The sequence below is a fragment of the Ectothiorhodospira variabilis genome, from assembly GCF_022227625.1.
GTDB classification, from domain to species: domain Bacteria; phylum Pseudomonadota; class Gammaproteobacteria; order Ectothiorhodospirales; family Ectothiorhodospiraceae; genus Ectothiorhodospira; species Ectothiorhodospira haloalkaliphila.
The window spans coordinates 1-16,969 of record NZ_JAJNAO010000030.1; the positions used below are offsets into that span (position 1 = coordinate 1).

General features: G+C 60.7%; 20 protein-coding genes and 1 pseudogene. 3 read left to right on the forward strand and 18 right to left on the reverse strand.

Features of this window, described 5'->3' with window-relative positions; genetic code table 11:
- The 8 genes from LPW30_RS15435 to LPW30_RS15470 all read right to left on the reverse strand — a co-directional run.
- Nucleotides 1–194, reverse strand: a 194-nt coding sequence (locus tag LPW30_RS15435) for a hypothetical protein (protein ID WP_239681304.1), incomplete at its 3' end; no start/stop codon positions are given.
- Complete coding sequence (locus tag LPW30_RS15440) at nt 191–520, reverse strand: type II toxin-antitoxin system RelE/ParE family toxin (protein ID WP_239681305.1); 330 nt, start codon at nt 518–520, stop codon at nt 191–193. The genes LPW30_RS15440 and LPW30_RS15435, both read right to left, overlap by 4 nt.
- Nucleotides 517–768, reverse strand: coding sequence for a type II toxin-antitoxin system ParD family antitoxin (locus tag LPW30_RS15445; protein ID WP_025280984.1), 252 nt, complete (start codon nt 766–768; stop codon nt 517–519). The genes LPW30_RS15440 and LPW30_RS15445 overlap by 4 nt, the downstream gene beginning before the upstream one ends.
- A gap of 187 nt (nt 769–955) precedes the next feature.
- The gene (locus LPW30_RS15450) at nt 956–1,249 is read right to left on the reverse strand and encodes a hypothetical protein (protein WP_025280983.1); all 294 of its coding nucleotides are present in this window, start codon (nt 1,247–1,249) and stop codon (nt 956–958) included.
- 318 nt (nt 1,250–1,567) lie between these two features.
- Nucleotides 1,568–2,725, reverse strand: a complete 1,158-nt coding sequence (gene dinB / locus LPW30_RS15455) for a DNA polymerase IV (RefSeq protein ID WP_239681306.1) — start codon at nt 2,723–2,725, stop codon at nt 1,568–1,570.
- Between the two features lie 241 nt (nt 2,726–2,966).
- Nucleotides 2,967–3,545, reverse strand: a complete 579-nt coding sequence (locus tag LPW30_RS15460; RefSeq protein WP_239681307.1) for a DEAD/DEAH box helicase family protein — start codon at nt 3,543–3,545, stop codon at nt 2,967–2,969.
- 186 nt (nt 3,546–3,731) lie between these two features.
- Nucleotides 3,732–4,160 carry a putative toxin-antitoxin system toxin component, PIN family gene (locus LPW30_RS15465; RefSeq protein ID WP_239681308.1) on the reverse strand — a complete coding sequence of 143 codons (429 nt, stop codon included), beginning with the start codon at nt 4,158–4,160 and terminating at the stop codon, nt 3,732–3,734.
- A 9-nt stretch (nt 4,161–4,169) separates the two neighbouring features.
- Nucleotides 4,170–4,421, reverse strand: coding sequence for a type II toxin-antitoxin system Phd/YefM family antitoxin (locus LPW30_RS15470; RefSeq protein ID WP_090206546.1), 252 nt, complete (start codon nt 4,419–4,421; stop codon nt 4,170–4,172).
- Nucleotides 4,422–4,659: 238 nt separating this feature from the next.
- Here LPW30_RS15470 and LPW30_RS15475 point away from each other — a divergent pair.
- Nucleotides 4,660–5,087 (forward strand): annotated as a pseudogene (locus LPW30_RS15475) (Rpn family recombination-promoting nuclease/putative transposase); the annotation flags it as partial.
- On the opposite strand, the gene LPW30_RS15480 reads toward LPW30_RS15475, so the two are convergent.
- The 6 genes from LPW30_RS15480 to LPW30_RS15505 form a co-directional block, all read right to left on the reverse strand.
- Nucleotides 5,044–5,301 (reverse strand): nucleotidyltransferase family protein, encoded by a 258-nt coding sequence (locus LPW30_RS15480; RefSeq protein ID WP_084307079.1) that lies wholly within the window; start codon nt 5,299–5,301, stop codon nt 5,044–5,046. The pseudogene LPW30_RS15475 and the gene LPW30_RS15480 overlap by 44 nt on opposite strands.
- Nucleotides 5,302–5,304: 3 nt before the next feature.
- Entirely contained in the window at nt 5,305–6,150 is an 846-nt protein-coding gene (locus tag LPW30_RS15485; RefSeq protein ID WP_239681309.1) for a DUF429 domain-containing protein, read from the reverse strand.
- Nucleotides 6,151–6,206: 56 nt separating this feature from the next.
- Nucleotides 6,207–6,647: an HIT family protein gene (locus LPW30_RS15490; RefSeq protein ID WP_239681310.1), complete on the reverse strand. Its 441-nt coding sequence runs from the start codon at nt 6,645–6,647 to the stop codon at nt 6,207–6,209.
- Nucleotides 6,648–6,737: 90 nt separating this feature from the next.
- The gene (locus LPW30_RS15495) at nt 6,738–7,277 is read right to left on the reverse strand and encodes a GNAT family N-acetyltransferase (protein WP_239681311.1); all 540 of its coding nucleotides are present in this window, start codon (nt 7,275–7,277) and stop codon (nt 6,738–6,740) included.
- Nucleotides 7,278–7,317: 40 nt separating this feature from the next.
- Nucleotides 7,318–7,464 (reverse strand): hypothetical protein, encoded by a 147-nt coding sequence (locus LPW30_RS15500; RefSeq protein WP_156946847.1) that lies wholly within the window; start codon nt 7,462–7,464, stop codon nt 7,318–7,320.
- Nucleotides 7,461–7,655 carry a serine hydrolase gene (locus LPW30_RS15505; RefSeq protein ID WP_025280974.1) on the reverse strand — a complete coding sequence of 65 codons (195 nt, stop codon included), beginning with the start codon at nt 7,653–7,655 and terminating at the stop codon, nt 7,461–7,463. Before LPW30_RS15505 ends, LPW30_RS15500 begins: the two co-directional genes overlap by 4 nt.
- 367 nt (nt 7,656–8,022) lie before the next feature.
- Here LPW30_RS15505 and LPW30_RS15510 point away from each other — a divergent pair, with 367 nt between their 5' ends.
- Nucleotides 8,023–8,316: a type II toxin-antitoxin system RelE/ParE family toxin gene (locus tag LPW30_RS15510; protein ID WP_239681312.1), complete on the forward strand. Its 294-nt coding sequence runs from the start codon at nt 8,023–8,025 to the stop codon at nt 8,314–8,316.
- 9 nt (nt 8,317–8,325) lie between these two features.
- Nucleotides 8,326–8,628: a HigA family addiction module antitoxin gene (locus LPW30_RS15515; protein WP_239681313.1), complete on the forward strand. Its 303-nt coding sequence runs from the start codon at nt 8,326–8,328 to the stop codon at nt 8,626–8,628.
- Between the two features lie 415 nt (nt 8,629–9,043).
- On the opposite strand, the gene LPW30_RS15520 is transcribed toward LPW30_RS15515, so the two are convergent.
- The 4 genes from LPW30_RS15520 to LPW30_RS15535 all read right to left on the reverse strand — a co-directional run.
- Complete coding sequence (locus LPW30_RS15520; RefSeq protein WP_239681314.1) at nt 9,044–9,967, reverse strand: nucleotidyl transferase AbiEii/AbiGii toxin family protein; 924 nt, start codon at nt 9,965–9,967, stop codon at nt 9,044–9,046.
- The gene (locus tag LPW30_RS15525; RefSeq protein WP_239681315.1) at nt 9,957–10,775 is read right to left on the reverse strand and encodes a type IV toxin-antitoxin system AbiEi family antitoxin domain-containing protein; all 819 of its coding nucleotides are present in this window, start codon (nt 10,773–10,775) and stop codon (nt 9,957–9,959) included. Before LPW30_RS15525 ends, LPW30_RS15520 begins: the two co-directional genes overlap by 11 nt.
- Before the next feature lie 466 nt (nt 10,776–11,241).
- Nucleotides 11,242–16,194: an nSTAND1 domain-containing NTPase gene (locus tag LPW30_RS15530; protein ID WP_239681316.1), complete on the reverse strand. Its 4,953-nt coding sequence runs from the start codon at nt 16,192–16,194 to the stop codon at nt 11,242–11,244.
- A gap of 398 nt (nt 16,195–16,592) precedes the next feature.
- On the reverse strand, nt 16,593–16,969 hold a 377-nt coding region (locus LPW30_RS15535; protein WP_476588338.1), incomplete at its 5' end, for a DinB/UmuC family translesion DNA polymerase.

The window sequence follows — 16,969 nt, forward strand, 5'->3', positions numbered from 1 at the left end:
CGGGCTTTCCTGCCGTCCGGGCTGTCTCCCGACCACGGCTGCGTGAGTCGACCATTACGATAGGCGGTGAGCATCGTGATCGTCACAACCATCACAAGCGCTAACCCGGTGTGACGGTGGTGATGGTTGTGAAGGTTGCTTCTATTGTTGACGCCGCCAGAAATCCAGAAATGCCGCAGCGTTCCGACCGTCATACGTCGTCGGGCTCTTGCATCCACGCCGGGATGTCCCTGTTACCATGCAGCACGCGCCAGACGTCCATGTGGTCCGGACGCTCGACGTAGAACACGACCTGCGGGTAGCGTGTCAGCGGCCAAGCGCGCAGGCCGGGCAAATTGAGTTCGTGTGCGTAGCGCGGTGAGCCCGTTGCAGGATGGCGACCGATGTGGCCGTAGGCCTCCTCCAGTGCATCGATGAAGCCGAGCGCCACGGCTTCCATCGCCTCACCCAGGTAGTAGGCAAGAGCCTCGTCAACATCCCGGTGGGCCTGCTCACGCGGGATGACCGCCTTGGCTTTCACTCGTGAGCGCCGGCTTTGCCGCTCTTGCGCACCCGTTCACGCAGGCCTTCAAAGTAACGGGCATCGGCTGCTCCCGCCGGGACCGAGGCTGCTCCTGCCAACAGCAGCTTGCGCAGATGCAAGCGCTCCTGATCCTTGCGGATCAATTCACGCACGTACTCGCTGCTGGTGCCATAGCCGCGCTGGCTGACCTGTTCGTCCACGAAGGACTTCAGACTGTCCGGGAGAGAGATGTTCATCGTGCTCATGGGAAAAGCGTAGGTTCATTGGCAAAATTTGGCAAGACCCGCAGGGCATCCGGCCAGCAGGTGATGTCGGAAGCCCCCGACGGAAGTTGTACGCGGATGGTTTCGAGCGCCACATCGTGACCGCGAAGTGAAGTGGTTCAATCGCAGCGGTCTCTTTTTGTCGTCATACCACCCGGCATGACCTCGTTCAAGGCGCTGGCGGCATTGAGAATCTGGATTCCCTGCCAGGGATGTTGGTGTCAAGCACCAGACGCACGTTTCTGCCCCTGCGCACCTCGTTTACTTCCTGTTGAATCTCTTCCATGGTCATTGATGGAAATTTTGCTGCCGCCAGCTTATCGGCGGCGGTGAACAGGTCGTCGATCGCGTGGCGGCGCAGGTTCTCGCGCAACATCGCTTCAATGGCATGCGGGTCGAGCAATCCGGCGTCCTTGGCTTCTTTGGCCAAGCTATCCGGCAAATCAATGGTCAGGGTTGTCATGGGCCTCCCGGGAAATGAACCTCGGTCAGATTGTAGCTCCTGAAGTACCTCATCTCGACCTTTGCTGAATGAGAGCATCCTCCACCACGCCTCCACCCTCAGGCATCCATATCGGGAAGTCGAAACAATGACCCTGAAAGATTCAGCAGAGTGGTGGACAAAGGTGGCAGCCAGCGGCGTACTCATCGCCTTGGTGATTGAGCGCTTCGTAGCGGATGGGCTACCAGGATGGCCGAGTCCTGCCATCCCCCTCGCCCAGTTACTGGTGGTCTTCGGTGGCTGCATCACGCTGGCGCACTACGCCGTACGCCGTCAGCTTCACTCGTCGAAGGCCAACTCACCCTGCTCCCAGACTCCAGGATTTTCAGCAACATCGGCAACCGGCACCAGGGCGCTCACGCGCACGCCCAGCAACCGCAACGGCTGATCCAGTGGCGCCCGACGCAGGCACTCCCGGCTCGCGGCCAGCAGGTCCGCCTGCGCATCAATGGGCTCGCGCAGCGTGTGGTCCCGGGTCAGTGTGCGAAAGTCCGCGTAGCGCAGCTTGATGCCCACGGTCCGTCCACGCACGCCCAGCGCCTGCAGATCAGCAGCCACCCGTTCGCAAAGCGCCACCAGGATCCCGGTGAGTTCGGCACGGTCGTGTCTTGGGTGCAGGTCACGCTCGAAGGTGGTCTCGCGACTGACCGACTTGCGTTCAGCCTCGGTGACCACCGGCCGGTCGTCACGCCCATGCGCGGCATCGTGCAGCCAGGCGGCATATCGGGGCCCGAAGCGTTCCTGCAAAAGCCCGAGTTCTGCCCGGGCGAGATCACCGATGGTATGAATGTCCAGACGCGCCAGTCGCTCTGTGGACTTGGGACCAATCCCGTTGATCTTGCTGGCCTTCAACGGCCATATTAGGATTTCCAGATCCGCCGGACCCACGCGCGTGAGACCGTCCGGCTTGTCGAACTCCGAAGCCATCTTCGCCAGCAGTTTGTTGGGCGCGATGCCGATCGAACAGGACAACCCCGTCGCCGCATGCACCGTCTCCTTGATCCGGCGGGCGATACCTTCAGGGTCGCTGCCGTGGGAGGTCAGGTCGATGTAGATCTCGTCGATCCCGCGGTCCTCGATCCTCGGTGCAAGGGCGGCAACCGCCGTCTTGAAACGCATCGAGTAGTGCCGGTAGGCCGTGAAATCAGCGGGCAGCAGAACCGCGTCCGGCACAAGACGAGCGGCGGTCATCAGGCCCATGCCGGAATGCACACCCCGGGCGCGCGCCTCGTAGGTTGCGGTGGTCACCACGCCTCGCCCACGATAGTCACGCAGATGGGTGAACTGAAGGACACCGTCGTCGCCAGCCATCGGGGCCGTGACGCGCCGCCCGCCAACCACGAGGGGCTGACCTCGCAGTTGCGGATAGCGCAGCAATTCTACAGACGCGTAAAACGCATCCATGTCGAGATGGGCAATGCAGCGGTTGCCGTCCATGCGGCATTGTCTATGAATCCGCCGAATCGTGCACAGCCCCAAGGATACCGGGCTGCTGACCGCCAGCCCCGCCCCATCAGTTGATCGATAAAGAGCTTTTCCACGTCCCTATACCCTGCCCCTGCCTTGCCACGACTCCAAAGCTCAGTGAGTACCTTCGATGGTTGCGAAAGCAACACCAGACAGAAAATTTCCTGGATTGCGCCCATAATCCTCGAGTCAAAAAGCACGGTTGGACGGATCACAATCCAACAATTGGATGACCCAATTCCGGCAGGTCGTCCAGCAGCGGGCGTCGACGCTGCAACACCTGCCATGATCGGGCAGCAAGATCCGTCAGGGTGGGCGCGGCAGCGTGGTGGAATTCATCCACGACGATGTAATCGAAATGCCCCGGCTCAAAGTTCTCCAGGTGATCCATCCTGCCCAGGGTCTGGATGGAGGCGCAGAGGATATCCACCCGGGCGTCCCGCTGGCGGCCGTGATAGAAGCCGATCCGGGCGCTGGGGCGGATGCGGGCAAAGGTGGCGGCGGCCCGGTTGAGGATCTCTTCCCGATGGGCCACGAACAGGATCCGGCGGGCGCCCATCTGCTGCGTGTCGAAGGCGGCGAGCCAGGTCTTGCCCAGGCCGGTGGCCATGACCACCAGACCACCCCGGTAGCCATCCAGGCGTGCCTGCTCCAGTGCCTCCAGGGCCTGCGCCTGAATGTGCGTGGGCGTGGGCGGCGGCTCCGACTCGGTGCTGCCCGGCTCCCATGAACGCTCCGGCAGAATGCGGCGGGCTTCGTAGGCGTCGATCCACTCGTCCGACAACGGCACGCTGGCCGGATCACTGAACAGGGCCTGAAAGCGCGCCCGGGTTTCCAGAAAGCCCTTGTCACCCGGATAGTTGATCCGGTAGTTCCATTCCAGCCCCTGCTGCAGGGCCTGGCGGCTGATGTTGCTGGAGCCGATGAAGGCGCAGCCCCAGTGCGCATCGCTATCCTGCGAACCGGCAAACAGAGTTTATGGCAACGCGAGATAATCGGCCGGCGAGAGGATGCGCAGCCCGTGGCTTTTCCAAAAGTCACTGCCAAGTATCAACAAATCCTGATCGCCGGTGACCAGATATTGTGCCTCGCCATTGAGGGCCACATGCAGCAGCATGTCATCCTTCGGATCGCGACAGGCCTGGATGCGATGCTGAATGGGGATCACACGGACGACTCCGCCGAGCAATTGGAGAAATTGCCGTCGCGCTTCGAGAGAAACATAACGATCAAACTTGGGGCGGGAAAGGACATTGGCCAATTCGGTCAATGTTTCTTCGGAAGCCAGTAGAACGCCCTGGGCCAGCGCCTTGTCCACGGCACGGCCGGCTGTGCCTTGTGGCATCAGCATGCGGCTGATCAGGGTATTGGTGTCCAGGACCAAGCGCGTTTCTTCCGTGCGCATCGCCGGTCTTCAATCGTCCGAGGCGAGCAACTCAGTCAGTTTGGCTTCGTCCAGGCCGGCGGCTTTGGCCTGACTGCCGATGCGGTCACAAAAACGCTGAAACTCGGCGACGTTGAGTCTTGTCAGGCGTTCGTACTCTGCCATGGAAAGCACCACGGCAACATCACGCTTCTGGCGCTGGATAATCACCGGCTCCCGGCTGGCGGTGTCGATTAACTTGGCAAAGCCCTGTTTTGCCTCGCTGGCGGTGATGGTGCGCATGAGCCCCTCCTTCTTGCAGGGAGCAAGATTTTGTCTACTTTAGACAAAACAGACAAAATATCAAGCGGGTTCCGACCCCACCAGCGCTTTCTTGCCCATGGCTTTCTCGATGAAAGATGTGGTGGATATCCAATCACCGGCCCCAGGATGCGGTTTCATTCGAGTATCTCGACGCACCTTTGCGGTATCCTCATCATGGCCTTTTTCATGACACCGGATGACCAGACCACCTATCTCCATGACCCATCACGACAACAGCTACAAGCTGCTCTTTTCTCACCCACGCATGGTTCGCGACCTGCTGACCGGTTTCGTCAAGGAAGCCTGGGTGGAACAACTCGATTTCACCAGCCTGGAGAAAGTCAGCGGCTCCTATGTGACCGACGAACTGCGTGATCGCGAGGATGACATCATCTGGCGCATCCGCTGGGGAAAGGACTGGCTCTATGTGTACCTGCTGCTGGAATTTCAAAGCAGCGTGGATCGGTTCATGGCGGTGCGCATCATGAGCTATGTGGGGCTGCTCTACCAGCACGCAATGTGGTCGCCACCCTCTTCCGGCTGGAGAACAACCGTGATGAGCAGGAGATGCTCAATGTCCTGGGCAAGCTGGTCGACTGGCTCAAGGCACCCGAGCAGACGGGCCCGCACCAGGCCTTCTTGGAATGAATACGGCGCGTGTTGCTCCCCCAGCGGGCACGCCGAAATAACGTTTGGAGGTAGAGGGACCGTCGGAGGCCACCAGCACATCGACATCGCTGCCACTCCTTGCCGTATCACGGGCGGTGGAGCCGAACAGGGCCAGCCGGGTCACGCCGAAACGGGCCTGCAACTCAGGCTTGCTGCGGCTTAGCAGGTCAGGGGCACACTGTCTGTCCATCGCTCAGCCTCCAAGGGCGGACTCAGTGCGCACCACATCCCTCGGACACCAGATCGCCGCATCCTCATCACCCAGGGGCACTGTGCGCCCCGCAAGGTACTCCACCCCCACCCACGCACAGACCAGCGCATCCAGGACATCCTCATACCGCTTGAGCTCGGCCAGACTCTTCACGTTATCCGGGGTCGGGAGTACCAGCGTCATCCCCTCAAAGACCTGACCCAGCGCCTCACGAATGGCACCGAACTCGCGCAGGAGACTCCTGATCCGCTCTGGCAACGGCTCCCCCGGCCAGTATTTCGTCGACTTGCTGACCTTGTACGGGACCCGGCGCGAACGCTTCAGCAAGGACAACAGGGCCACATGGGGATACACCTCGAGAAACTGCTGCCGTCCCGGTGACGGCGTTGCCGTGGTGGCCAGCGCGTAACCGGTCGCAGACAGGAAATCCGAGATTCGGGCACCCAGCTGGCCTGGCCGTGTCGCGGTGGGCGAATGGGCCGCGCACCAGCGGCTGGCGAATTCCCGGGAGACCACCCGATCCGCCTCGCGCCGGGTCGAGAACGGTTTTTTTGCCACCGGCATGTCGAGGGTGACCAAGTCCACCGGTTGTCCCGCCAGGCGCTCCGCCGCATCGAACAGCTGAGGCAACTTTGGTTCACTGCCCGGGATGCGCCTCACAGTCCAATCGGTGGTGATGCCCGCCGCCAACTCCACAAAACCTTGATAGCTGGGCGCCAAAGCGATGCAATGCCAATCGCACCCTCGCTGCTGAACCAGGGCCAGGCCACTGGGCTGAGAGGGTGTCCAGGCGGCATCGATGGCAAGGATTGTCTGGCAGGGGTTCATGGCATTATTTCAATGTTTGAACCTGGTCGAACAGGCGCTGTGTTGAGCGAGCCGGCCTATCGCACGCGGTGAGATTCAGTCTCGTCAAGAGCATGAAGATCCAGCGCGCTGCGCAGATGGGCCACCAGGTCCGCCTGCTCCCCAGGATCGTAAGGCTGCGGATCACCGTGCCCCCAGACCGGCCCTGGCCAGGCGGGATCACCCGCGTGGCGCCCCACCACATGCCAGTGCAACTGGGGCACCAGATTACCCAGCGTCGCAAGGTTGGTCTTTTCAACGCCGGGCAGGAGTGACAGCACACGGGCACACTCGGCAAGCACCCCGTCCACCGCCATGCGCTGACCCGGCGCGAGTTCCCACCACTCGCGGAAGCAGCCCATCGCCGGGATCACCAGCAGCCAGGGATAGCGCGCATCCCGAAACAGCCGCACCAGGCAGCCATCCCGCATGCCCACTGCCACGCTGTCCGCCTCCAGACGTTCATCCAACTCGAACACGGCGATTCCTCCTGTCGACCCACATCGCACGCAGGATACATGCAGTTGGTCGATCCGGCCGCAGTATGGATCGCTTGGATGTGAGCGTCCTTACCAGAAGACAGGATCATTGAGCGCCGGGATACAGCGCGGCGCCCCCTTGAAAGGCACCATCTCCCCACCTGTCAGGGATTGTCCCAGCCAGCCTTCGGGCTGCTTCAAGATAAAGGGTGCCGGGGCCAATGACTCGTTGATGGGCTTGAAGCCGACACGCGAATAGTAGTTCGGATCACCATAGGTCAGGACCACGTCAACCCCGGCGTATCTCAGCGTTTCAAGACCATGGGCCAGAAGTTTCTGGCCGACACCCTGCCCCTGCCACTCGCTCGCAACGGCCACCGGCGCAAGGATGAACACGGACCGGTCATCCTGATCGTAGGTCAGCCGGGAAAAGATCGCCCCGCCAACAATGGCTCGATCCCTCTCGGCGAGGAAGACATGGAGATCCGGCTCGGCGGTACCGGCCATCTGATGGCGGACCAGATTGCCGATCAATGCGCCCTCCTCCGCGCCCTCGGCGCGGGCAAAGGTCGCATGGAACAGATCAATGATGTCCTGCTCCCGCCCTTTGAACGCTTGCGAAAATTTCATGGGTGGCTCTCCTTCAGGTCTCCTCCCATCAACACGGCAGTCACGGCTCCCGAAGCGGCAGTCGGCGCCCGAAAAGATGCAGCGCCTGTGCCCGACCATGACCGTCACGGACAAAATAGCCGGTCACACCCGGCAGGGGTCCGTCCACGAACACGTACCGAGCCGCCTGGCCGCTCACGAGTTTCACCTAAATGTCTTGCCGATGGATCCCGCCTGGAACAGCGTGCGCTCATCGACCGGTAACGGGTTCTCGATGCTCGTCACGCCATGGCAAGCAAAACTCACCTTCCCGGCGTGCCACACACCCGCAGCCACGCCGGGCACAGCGAACGCCTCGGCGAGATCGGCAATCCACTCCTGCAGCGCATGCGGGTTCATGCGTCATAATGTCTACCCACCTGCCCGGGTTGTCCACCGGAGATACTTCGATGGCGCCTGCATGCCGGACGGTTTGGCGCCCAACACCACCCGCAGAGCCGGTTTAACCTGCATGCGAAGGTAGGCTGGTGTCGGGTGTCGGCCCTGAATAGTCGCTCACGTCATGCGCACAGGAGTCCGCAATCGAAAGCTTTGCGGGCGCCCCCGCCAGCTTAATCCCATTCAGAACCGTTCAGGTCAGACGGCAGATCGCGCAGACACCGGCAAGCGACACAGGCACCCCGTTGCGACTGGCAATCAGTCGTCCTGATGCCGACGCAGCACCCCGGTCGTTGCCATAGCATGAGACCCGTGATACCGTGTTTCCATGATCATTCGCTTCAAGGATCGGGGCACAGAAGATATCTTCAACGGGTTTGGGTCAAAGGCCGCCCGCAAGGTCTGCCCGCAGTCCCTTTGGCGGGTAGCCGCAAGGAAGCTGGAATTGTTGGACTCTGTTGAGAGCGTCGAGGAACTGAGGGTCCCGCCCGGTAACCGACTGGAAGCCCTGTCCGGAGAGCGAAAGGGGCAACACAGCATTCGGGTCAACGAGCAATACCGAATCTGCTTCGCTTGGACGGACTCTGGCCCCGATCAGGTTGAAATCACGGATTACCACTGAGGCTGAATCATGGTTCGAATTCCCACACACCGCCCCCCGACTCATCCCGGCGCAATGCTGGCGGAAGAGTTCCTGGAACCGATGCAGATCTCCCAGCGCCACCTCGCGGATGCGCTTCATGTGCCGTATCAGCGCATCAACGAACTGGTTAACCAGAAGCGCGGCATCACCCCAAGCACTGCACTGCGTCTGGCGCGCTTTTTCGGAATGTCGCCCGATTTCTGGTTGAACCTGCAGGTGCGCTGGGATCTGTTCAAAGCCCAGCAATCGGAACAGGCGGAACTGGAGCAGATCCGGGAATTCCGTTCGTGAAGCCATACTGCTTGAGCAGGGATACCGGGACGCCTGTCCAGCGGCACAGGACGAAAACCGGCATTGCAGGACTGGCGACGGATTTTCGTTTTGCCTGATCTGGAGTACCGCGGGCTTCCAGCCAACTCCGTGAGGTGGCGCAATCTCTCGCTACAATTACTTCCCACAGTACAGTCTTCCCAATCTTGAGTGAGTGTCCGCTGCATCGTTCTTTGCGGCCGCTAGTCCCGGGGCGTCTTGGTGCCCGCTCAGGGTCGCCAAGAGACAGCGATCGGCAAGGCACCTCCAATACCCGCGCCCTGCCTTGGGAATCGCAGTGTCCAAAAGCAGGCCGACCCACGGGCGGTCTTGGCAGTGGCCAGGACATCAAACCCGGCTTCCCCTGCTCGCGCTAACAAGCTCACGGCCCCATGGGCTACGAGTTGCGGAAAAGATTTTCGAGTTCCTTGCGCTGCGCGGCATGTTTGGCTGCGTTCTCGTGCGCAAGCTTTTTCAGGTTGAAGAGTTTCCAGCGGACGGCTGGAAGGGTTTGTGCCTGCGGCAAGCCGATCGCGCCAAAATCAGGTTCGCCATCATGCAGGCTGAGTAGGAATTGCACGATGTTGTCACACAGGCGACCGCGGATATCAGCGATGAGCCGACACCTGGTCGCTTCGAGTTCGTCGACGGAGATCGGGATGGTCGTCATGCCGACGAATTCCCTGGCATAGGGTTCGTTCAGATCGCTCAGTCCGGGCGCGAGCAGTTCATGCGTCGGGCGCGGGGAGCTGGCGATATAAACCAGGGAGGTGCGGAACAGTGCGTCGGTCAGCCCTTCGTGTTCGTAGAGCAGCTTGATATCGAACAGGTCGCGCGGGTGCTGGCGATCGACCGCTGCATGGAGTTTGCCACCGAACAAATCCTCAAATGACACAACCTGGACGGCGGCATAGCCGAATTCATCTTCGACCGTTGGTGATACGGCGCGGCGTTCAGGATCGTGCACGACGCCCCGCGTGACCGGTGAGATTTCGATTTTGACTTCGGCGCCGTCGAGCCGGGCTCGGATACGGGTGGCGCCGCCACTGCCACCCTCGATGCGCTGCGCGCGGAGACGCGGAATGCCGGCGTTGGCCGCGTCCATGATCCTGTCGAGCGTCTCGTTGATCTCCCTCAGACTTTCCGCTCGGTCCTTGACCGGCAGGTAGGTCAGGTCGATATCTACCGACAGGCGCGGCATGTCGTGGTAGAACAGGTTGATGGCAGTGCCGCCCTTGAGCGCGAACACGGGTTCCGCCTCGATGAAGGGCAGCAGGCGCACCAGAAGCGCGACCTGTGCACTATAGGCGTCACGGGCCATCGGCATCTCCCGTTGGGATATCAACGAATTCGGGCGGGACCATGATGCGGTAGCGCGGATGGATTTTGCCGCCCGTTATCAGGGCGCGGTCACCCGTGCCGAGGTTGAAGTCGTCGGGGTCAAGACGCTCGCGCCAGACATGTTTGTGGCGGTCGGCGAAGACGAAGAATAGGCGTCTGAGCTTGATCTTGCGGCAGCTCTGCAGCAGCGCCGTCAGCTGGCGGGGCCGCATCGTCGCCAGCCCCTCGAAAACCATGTCAAGGTTATGGAAACTCTCATGCGCCGGCAGTTCGTCAAGTGCTTCGAGGATCGCGCGCTCGGGCGAGGATATTCGGAGCGTCCAGCCCCAGGGCAGCGTCGGGGCATTGCCATGTTTATATTCCGTCAGACCGAGCGACGGGTTATCGAACAGGGACAGGGGGCGGCTGATGAGCGGTGCATCGAGGGTGAGGCGCGACAGCCAGCCTGGTGTGTCACTGCCGTAGACCCACACGGGCGGATGCGCACCCAGCGGGAGATAGTGGCGGTAACCCTGGAGGTCAAGGGCAGACATGCCGCCGACATGGACTTGATAAGCCATGATTTTCTGGAGAGACAGGATGCAACTCTTCCAGTCCGGAGGGGCTGAATGCGGCGTGGGGCGACGGAAGACACCGCGCTCCAGGCGCTCCAGCCAGCCGCGATCCACGTATTTCCGGGTGAGGAACCGGCTGACGCCGTGGTTCTCCAGCCAGCGCGCATCCACCACAAAGCCTGCGGGAACAGCTTCCAAGACACTCTTCAGCTTCCCCTCTTTTTGTGCACTCATGGTACACATTATGAGTAATATTCGAAGAGTAATGCAAGCCTGCTTCGGACTTGCATGATTATGGGTACTTCCGGTCGCCGGCACGAATTGCAATGTCCCAAAAAGGATGCCCTCGATGGAGGTTTTCGGGCGTCCGCAGGGCAGCAGTGAGGAGTCGTTCGTGAGCAACGGCTCGACGGCGGCTCAGGGTCGACAAGGGACAGTTCTTGGCACCGGACTCGGCCCGCAGCCCGGAGCGGCCGCTCCCGAACGTTCCGGGGGCCGCGGCTTACCTTTGAACTGCTGATGCCAGAGGGACGGCCGTGCCGAAACAGCCACCTCATGACCAAAGATTCCGCGTGTAGCATGTAACCGATTTGATCTCGATAAGCTCGGGCACCAAAGACAACCTCAGCTTCATCGGCTTTTGGGGTGCATCCAGGACAGCCTCAGCAATAGCACGAATTGAGCAGTACTCGGTTGGGGTCTATCCGCCTACATCACCTAGGGGCGTTACAAAGTCATCACGCATCCGGTAGGCGGCCGACGATCCTGCCTCAACGAGGTGGTCCAATAGTGCCAGCACGGCTGCCCGAACGGCCCGATCAGACTTCAGCCTGTGTGGCTCCGAATAGACTTGCCTTCGAAGCAGAGATTCCAGCAGAGATACTGTGTCTCGGTCCACGAGTATGATGGTGGGGTCACCCTTATCCAGCGAATTATCCAGGATCACAAAGGCACTGGGAAGTGAGGATTCTCCAATGGCATAGAGGAACCGACAATACGCATCGAACACCACCGCCGATCCCAGAAACCGCGCAGCTAGCTCGTCAACTCGATGCCCCTGTCCTTCAAGTCTGCGCCAGTGCCGGACGTTGTCTTTCCAGTACCCCTCGAGAAAGATGGCGCGTATCAACGGGTCGCCAGAGCCATAGCGCGAATCGAGCCGGTCGATCCAAGGGGCCGCGCAGATAGCACTCGCGAAGGCTTGCCATACTGCCCAGAACGAGTCCTCCTCACGAAACTGGTCGGCTTCAACGACAAGGGCCCGCACGAAGTCCTTGACCTCACTGGGGTGCCTTGCAACAGCCGCTAGGAAGGGCTTGCACACATCCAATGCCTCCGCTTCCTCTAACCTCAACACGAATCGCGCGAGACGCCGGAAGAATTCATGGTTGAACCGATAGTCTCGCTGAGCGCGACGGCTGCGATCCTCGAGTTCCTGATCCCACCCTTCCACGATTGAGCTGGCGATCCGGCGGTGAAACTCGATTGCCAAGGTTGAATCCGGAGCATACCCAAAGATCTGAAGGATAATTCGCGCAGCTTGAGTACCTGGCCAATCTTCCCGGTTGAGGATCTCCAACTCTACCTGTGGATCACGATTCTGAGCAACGATCGCGGCCCGAACCAAGGGCACGACCTCCCGGATGATTTCAGCAGGATGCAACTGTTCTCCGAAGGGCCTCTCTCGCTCTTCGGCCAGGCGGTACGAGATGAGTCGGGCCTGCCACGCAATCGCCGCTATACACGCCTCGGAGTAAGCTCTTATCGGCCCCGTCGAAGCTTTCCCGATTCCTTCCGCGGCGTACACCGAGACCTCCTCAACTTCGTGGGTCAGGGCCTTCGCGATTGCCACTTGAATCCGGGCAGCCTGTGCGTCTGATACACCGCGGGCAAGTAGGCCGGGCAGGACGTAGGCAGCGTGCCTATCCGGGTTGTACGCCCCGCGCCCATGGCGGACCATGTCATCTTCTGTGTCGCAGTCTCGCTCGACCTCCTGAACCAGCTTGTTGATACACCAAGCACGGTCCTCAAGGCACATTTCGTCCCAATGATCGCGCACGCAGACTGCCGCGATCACGCTTGGTCCGCCCCGCATGAAACCCTCAGGCTCCGGTTCCGCATCGCGAGCGCGGGCGCGCACCAGAAAGGCTTTCCAATCGCGGATATCTAGATGGGAGGACTCCCGCCCTTCCCACGCCGCGCGTCCCCAGTTCAAAAGCGAGAGCTCTCGCTCCTTTCGCGCGGCAATCAACGTCTGCCGGTCGACGAGCGCCTGAACGTCTGGCTCTATCTCGCTAGGCTCTAGGAGCACTTGTCGGCCCCGAGAGTCTGCTTCCTCCGGCACGCTTTCGGCTGAGCTCTCCGATTCGTCTGAAGGCGGCTCTTGCACAACCCGGAACCCACGCACGTCCATCCGGTGCAGCGCCAGACGCCACAGACGATCCTCTTCCGATTGTTCCTCAACCGGCGGCAATGCCGCCCGGTGCCGATCGATCAGCGCAAACACCTCTTCGCGACCATCTCCAAACTGCAGCTTAACGGCCAAAGACTCCAGGTCCTGCCCCCTGTGCGGCAACGCATCCGACTTCCTGCGCTCGTTCTCGTATATCTCGTTGATTCCGATATTCGGGAAAACCTCAGACCTCGCGAAAGACGAGCGCTCCCTTACCGTCCGTGCAGAATCCATCCATATCAACTCGCGCGACGACAACAGCGCCAGGCCAGCAAGCCCGGCCTTCTCCGGATGGGCGTTGCAAACACTGGCAGCGACAGCCGTCGCCATGACGTTGTTGCTATCTCTCAGGATTCTGAGTAAACAGAGTTCGACGTCGAAACCTTCCCAATCACAAATTTCCAGGAGCCATGCCTCTAGAGCCATCAAGGCCGTCTGCAGGACGTATGGGCCAACCTCATGACCTCTGTAGAGGCCCCAAAGGCGAGGGTTGGCCCATTGCGTAACAGAGGTCTCACCGGGTATCTCGATAGTGATTCGAAGCGCCGGTTCAAGCCGGTGGTAGGGCCAGCGTTTTTCGCCGTACCAGCTGCCAGCGTGGTTCAATAGGTCGATGATGAAATCTAGGCCTTGCCAAGGATGACACCGCAGCAGCGGGAGGAACACCCCGCGTATCGAGCTCGCCGGAAACGACTGAAAATCAGTATGCTCCTGGATGCCGAAGTCCGGTTCGATGTTCATCCAGCTTCCGGGTCTCCAATTGTCGGGATCCAACTCTTCCTCTCGGAGCAGGAACCGCGCCTTGGTAAGTCGCATGATCTCCTCTGGCAAGTATCGACATGCAAACCAGCCGTCGATGCCGCCCAAAAGGACCTCCGACACCTCGTCTGCTAGACGACCGCGGTTCCCATCCGCCATCGCCCGGTCTACCAGACCCTTGAACGCGTTTTCATCGCCTCTCGGTACCTTCGCGATCACCGTCAGGGTACGCTTGCGCATTTGATCCGTGCGATAATCGTCGAGATAGCCCAAGAGATGAAACCCGATCTTGGCAGTTTCCTCGCAACCCTTCGGCTCGGGATCGCGCCAGTCAATAGAGTTCGCAAAGTCCTCCATGAGCCCCAGAAGAATCGGCATCTGCTCGGGTAGGACCCCATCAATGCCACCGAGGACGAGTTCGAGCACAGCAGACCAAGCCTCTCCCGAGGCAACCAGCATCTGGGAAGGCAACTGAGAAGCATCGTGTAGCCACCGGGGCGAAGTCTTGCAGGCAACGCGCAGCAGGTGAATCACACGGACCAGCAGTCGACCGCCGTTGTCGAGAAGCGTTTCGCGGTGTCGTTCGAGAAACTCCCGGGCCGACGGGGATTGCAGCGTGCAGACGAGCGTATCGTCGCGGAAGTACGGTGGAAGCGTTTCATCCAGGAACACGGACAATACGTAGTCCGTCGCCGCTTCCTCCTCCCGTCGGAGCAGATCCAAGAGCCACTTTCGATATGCCCGGCGGATAGCTGGGTAACCACCGACATCCTGTGCCAACGGCCTCGGCGCTCGCTCATGCAAAATCCAACGCTGACCGAGCCACTGGATGATCGCCCAGTCCTCAAGCACATCGTGGCCTGGCGCCGCCATGGAAGGAACCTCAGGCGGGTAGACGATCAGTCCATCGTTCCGCAGCGCCTCCAAAGCACCCGCATCGAGGTCTTCAGTCCCGACAAACGGACGAAGCTCCCGGGCCCTTCGCAAAGCCACCTCCCTAAATACCCGCTCACGCCGCTCAGGCATGCCATCCGCAGATGCAGCGTTGCGTCGGATCACCTCTCCCCAGCACCGCCTCCGGAACTCTCGTTCGTTGGTGGGAATGCCCGCTGTGTCTGACCAATCCATTTGGGCAGCCATGCCCAGGAGGTACGGAGACCGCAGCAGACGCTTTAGGTCTTCGTACTGCAAAGCGTTCGCGACTTGCGGCACTGCCGCGAGCGCTTGCTCAAGCTCCTCGTCCTCTAGCGGTGGAACCTCGATCACCCGGAATGCAAGCCCCGCCTGACCAAGGAGCGCCGAACTCACTGTTTCCAACGAGTAGTCCCGGCATGTGATCAGTATCCCAAGACTCCGATCGGTCTGCGCGAGGTTGAGCAGATCCGTGAAAGCATCTCGCACGGAAGCCTCCAGAAGCCGCTCAACGCTGTCCACCAGAACCAGCTTTCGGCCTTGGCCGGCCAGGATTCCCAACAGCTCGTTCCCGTTCGCCTGGACCTGAGCCTGCCGCAGTGTCTGGTCGATATGGCTGACAGAAAACTCCTCTGCCCTGAATGCCAAGCAGTGGAGATCACGATCAAGTGCCTTCATGCAGGCCTTGGCTACCGCCGACTTCCCGAGACCGGCTGGGGCGGAAATCAGCACAACTTGGTTCTCGTTCAACGCATCCAGCACTTGATTCGTCAGGGCGTCCCGGGCGATTTCCCCCGTGGCTCCGATTGTGGTTTTGATTCCGTTCAGAGTTATCGAACTGTGATCAGACAGCGCGCGGACTACTTCAGCCGAGCGAGTATCAATCGGCCCGTGCCGGTTGCGGAGGCTCTCCGGCAGACTTGCATGCTTGTAGCTTGCCGCCGTTGGCATGCCAGCGCCAACCAATTCCAGCAGTTCGCGCCAACTGGCCTCTGCTACCGCCAACGGGTTGCCTCGGTTCGCTGTCGCAGCGAGTAGCGCCTTGATCCATGCCTCATTCTGTGCTGAGGCTGTGTTCAGGTCGAAGCTCACGACATGCAGAACCGACAGATACCTCCAGAACTGCTCGTCTGTCGGAGGCGTGGCGGCATCGTCGAGAATTCGCCGGATCGTCGCCGCGTAGCTTCGTGCGGTCTTGGAGAGGAAACGGTCGACCTCTAATCTTCGTATGAAGTCCGACGCGTCGGCGGACGCGCGCGCACAATCCAAGAGGGTGTTGAACCCATCGAGAAGGACGCTCGTTCCGCGGAGCGTTACCAACGCGAGCCGGTCCGTATCCGAGTCGAATTCTGAGCCATTTAAATCAGCCCAGAAGTCGCGAAAGGCATTCTTGCAGGTCTCGTCCTTCGGACTGATAGTGAATTGACGCTTGACTTGCGCTGCTAGCCGGCGGCGCACACCATCCGGCCTCATGGCGACCACCAAGACATCATCGGTCGCCCAATCCAGGTGCTCCGCTTGAAGGTGCACCTCTTCGACTTGACAGTCCTTTAGAATGGGAAGCGGGGCCCGAACAAGCAGAAGCGCGAGAAACAGAGTGCCTACATGCTGCTCGAACAATGTCCCGCCACCACCGGTGGACACTGGGCTTGTAGCACTCACGCAGTTCATTATCTCCGACACAACTACCCCGTCTCTGCCAAATTCGGTCCATTAGGCCTCGAGTGTATGGCAAGCCCTAGCCACCCAAAAGATCAGTCCATCTGGAGTGCCCAGCATAGCCTACTGGCATCAGCACGGTTTAGAGGCTCACGGCTCTGGAGAGTAGACGCCGTCCCCGAAGGTCCGCAGCAAGTCGGTAAAGGGTCGTTCTCGGGGAGCGGGTGAGCGGCAGCTCCGAGTCGGCAAGAGTCCCCGATATCCGCTCGTTACAGTACGTGGCCCAGATGGTCGGAGCTGCCCTGGGTGCCCCGGACGGCAATGGGTATTGGCGACATAGATGTACTGTCCCGGCAGGCCGAGCAGACCGAGGAGGGAGCCGCGCGAGCAGGGGGATAGCGTGGCGCCCGGGACTGCCCCAGAGACCTGTCGAAGGCCAACTCACCCTGCTCCCAGACTCCTGGATTTTCAGCAACTTCGGCAACTGGTACCAGGGCGCTCACGCGCACGCCCAGCAACCGCAACGGCCGATCCAGTGGCGCCCGGCGCAGGCACTCCCGGCTGGCGGCCAGCAGGTCCGCCTGCGCATCAATGGGCTCGCGCAGCGTGTGGTCCCGGGTCAGTGTGCGAAAGTCCGCGTAGCGCA

Bases quoted from the DNA above. Each gene is read 5' to 3' on its own strand.
- LPW30_RS15445 (WP_025280984.1), bottom strand. From the start codon at position 768: ATGAGCACGATGAACATCTCTCTCCCGGACAGTCTGAAGTCCTTCGTG.
- LPW30_RS15525 (WP_239681315.1), bottom strand. From the start codon at position 10,775: ATGAGTGCACAAAAAGAGGGGAAGCTGAAGAGTGTCTTGGAAGCTGTT.
- LPW30_RS15510 (WP_239681312.1), top strand. From the start codon at position 8,023: ATGATCATTCGCTTCAAGGATCGGGGCACAGAAGATATCTTCAACGGG.
- LPW30_RS15520 (WP_239681314.1), bottom strand. From the start codon at position 9,967: ATGGCCCGTGACGCCTATAGTGCACAGGTCGCGCTTCTGGTGCGCCTG.
- LPW30_RS15485 (WP_239681309.1), bottom strand. From the start codon at position 6,150: ATGAACCCCTGCCAGACAATCCTTGCCATCGATGCCGCCTGGACACCC.
- LPW30_RS15505 (WP_025280974.1), bottom strand. From the start codon at position 7,655: ATGAACCCGCATGCGCTGCAGGAGTGGATTGCCGATCTCGCCGAGGCG.
- LPW30_RS15495 (WP_239681311.1), bottom strand. From the start codon at position 7,277: ATGAAATTTTCGCAAGCGTTCAAAGGGCGGGAGCAGGACATCATTGAT.
- dinB (WP_239681306.1), bottom strand. From the start codon at position 2,725: ATGGACGGCAACCGCTGCATTGCCCATCTCGACATGGATGCGTTTTAC.
- LPW30_RS15450 (WP_025280983.1), bottom strand. From the start codon at position 1,249: ATGACAACCCTGACCATTGATTTGCCGGATAGCTTGGCCAAAGAAGCC.
- LPW30_RS15470 (WP_090206546.1), bottom strand. From the start codon at position 4,421: ATGCGCACCATCACCGCCAGCGAGGCAAAACAGGGCTTTGCCAAGTTA.
- LPW30_RS15515 (WP_239681313.1), top strand. From the start codon at position 8,326: ATGGTTCGAATTCCCACACACCGCCCCCCGACTCATCCCGGCGCAATG.
- LPW30_RS15465 (WP_239681308.1), bottom strand. From the start codon at position 4,160: ATGCGCACGGAAGAAACGCGCTTGGTCCTGGACACCAATACCCTGATC.
- LPW30_RS15480 (WP_084307079.1), bottom strand. From the start codon at position 5,301: ATGGACAGACAGTGTGCCCCTGACCTGCTAAGCCGCAGCAAGCCTGAG.